The 2,123-nt window shown below is 75.1% G+C and carries 1 protein-coding gene; it reads left to right on the top strand.

The genetic code is table 11. From position 1 onward, the window contains the following. On the top strand, nt 1-2,123 hold a 2,123-nt coding region (locus KBX39_RS29620), incomplete at both ends, for a phosphodiester glycosidase family protein (protein WP_210873689.1).

Genomic DNA, 2,123 nt, shown 5'->3' with positions numbered 1-2,123 from the left:
CAAGCGGGCCGTGGAGGGCGCGGCCCGGACGGTCGAGGTGACGCTGACCGGCGGCCGGGTGGCGAGCGTGGCCACCACGGCGGGCGAGGGGCCGATCCCGGCCGGCAGCACCGTGCTGCTGGGCCGCGAGGCCGGTGCCGACGCGCTCGCCGCGCTGCGGCCCGGCGACGCGGTGGACGTGACCTGGCGGCCGCGGGCCTCCGACGGCGGTGACCTGCGCGCCGCCGTGGGCGGCGGCAACGTGCTGGTCCGCGACGGCGTGGTGCAGACCATCGCCGACGCGTCGCTGGCCCCGCGCACAGCTGTCGGTTTCTCCGCCGACGGACGCAAGATGATCATGATGACGGTGGACGGCCGGCAGGTGGACAGCCGTGGCGTCACGCAAACCGAGATGGGCCGCATGATGGCCGAGTTGGGCGCCGCGAACGCGCTCAACCTCGACGGCGGCGGCTCCTCCACGCTGCTCGCCCGGGAGCCGGGCGCGGCCACGGTCCAGGTGGAGAACAGCCCGTCCGACGGCAGCGAGCGGCCGGTACCGAACGGGCTCGCCGTCTACGCCCCGAAGGGCAGCGGCCGGCTCACCGGCTACTGGCTGGAGACCGCCAGCGACCCGACCGCCGCGCCGGGCGTCGCACCGGTGCGCGGCGGCCGGCCGGACCGGGTCTTCCCCGGCCTCACCCGCCGGCTCACCGCCGCCGGATACGACGAGACGTACGGCCCGGCCGCCGGCGAGCCGCGCTGGCACGCCACCCACGGACGGGTCGACGGCGACGGCGTGTTCCGGGCCGCCGTCCCCGGCCGCAGCACCGTCACCGCCGCCCGCGGCCGGGCCCGCGGCACCATCGAGCTGACGGTGCTCGGCCCGCTGCAGCGGATCGACGGCACCGTCGACCGGGTCGGCCTGGACCGCGCCGGTGACAGCGGCCTGTTCGGCGTGGTCGGCTACGACGCCGAGGGCAACACCGCGCCGATCGAGCCGGCCGACCTGAAGCTGGAGTACGACAGGGACCTGCTCTCCGTCACCCCCACCGCCGACGGCAACCTGTCCGTCAAAGCGCTCGCCGCGACCGGCTCGGCGCTGGTCACCGCACGGGTCGGCAACCACAGCACGGTCCTGCCGGTGACCGTCGGGCTCACCGACGTGCCGGTGGCCGGGTTCGACGACGCGGCGTCCTGGAAGTTCAGCCAGGCCCGCGCCTCCGGGTCGGTCGCACCGGCGGAGGGGCACACCGGGGGCGGGCTGCGGATGTCGTACGACTTCAGCCAGTCCACCGGCACCCGGGCCGCGTACGCCGACCCGCCCGCGTGGATCGACGTACCGGGCCAGCCGCAGGCGTTCGGCATGTGGATCAAGGCCAACGGCACCGGCGAGTGGCCCAGCCTGCACCTGCACGACGCGCAGGACACCCAGTTCGTGCTGCGCGGCCCGTACCTGGACTGGACCGGCTGGCGCTACGTCGAGTTCGCCGTACCGCCGGGCGTGCAGTACCCGGTGCGGGTGCGCCGGTTCTACGTGGCCGAGACCGACCCGGCCAAGCAGTACCGCAGCGAGGTCGTGATCGACGACCTGGTGGCCCGGGTGCCGCCGGACGTGCAGGCGCCGCCGGAGCCGAACCGCACCGACCGGGTGGTGCTGCGCGACGGCACTGTGGACGGGGCGCCCTGGCGCTTCGCGGTGCTCTCCGACGCCCAGTTCGTCGCCGCGAACCCGGACAGCGACCTGGTCGCCCAGGCCCGCCGTACGCTGCGCGAGGTCCGCGCCGCCCGGCCGGACTTCCTGATCATCAACGGCGACTTCGTGGACACCGCCTACCCGGCCGACTTCGCGCTGGCCAAGCGCATCCTGGACGAGGAGCTGGGCGGCGAGGTGCCGTATCACTACGTGCCCGGCAACCACGAGATCATGGGCGCGCCGATCGACAACTTCCGCAGCGTCTTCGGGGACACCTCGCGCGTCTTCGATCACCGGGGCACCCGGTTCCTCACGCTCAGCACGGCCACCGGCTCGCTGCGCGGCGGCGGGTTCGACCAGGTGGAGCTGCTGCGCCGGACGCTCGACCAGGCCGCCGGCGACCGCTCGGTGGGCTCGGTGGCGGTGCTGTTCCACCACCCGCCGCGCGACC

Origin of the sequence: Micromonospora sp. D75, assembly GCF_018070405.1 — a bacterium.
In the GTDB taxonomy this organism is placed as follows: domain Bacteria; phylum Actinomycetota; class Actinomycetes; order Mycobacteriales; family Micromonosporaceae; genus Micromonospora; species Micromonospora chalcea.
This window is presented reverse-complemented; position numbering and strand designations above follow the sequence as displayed.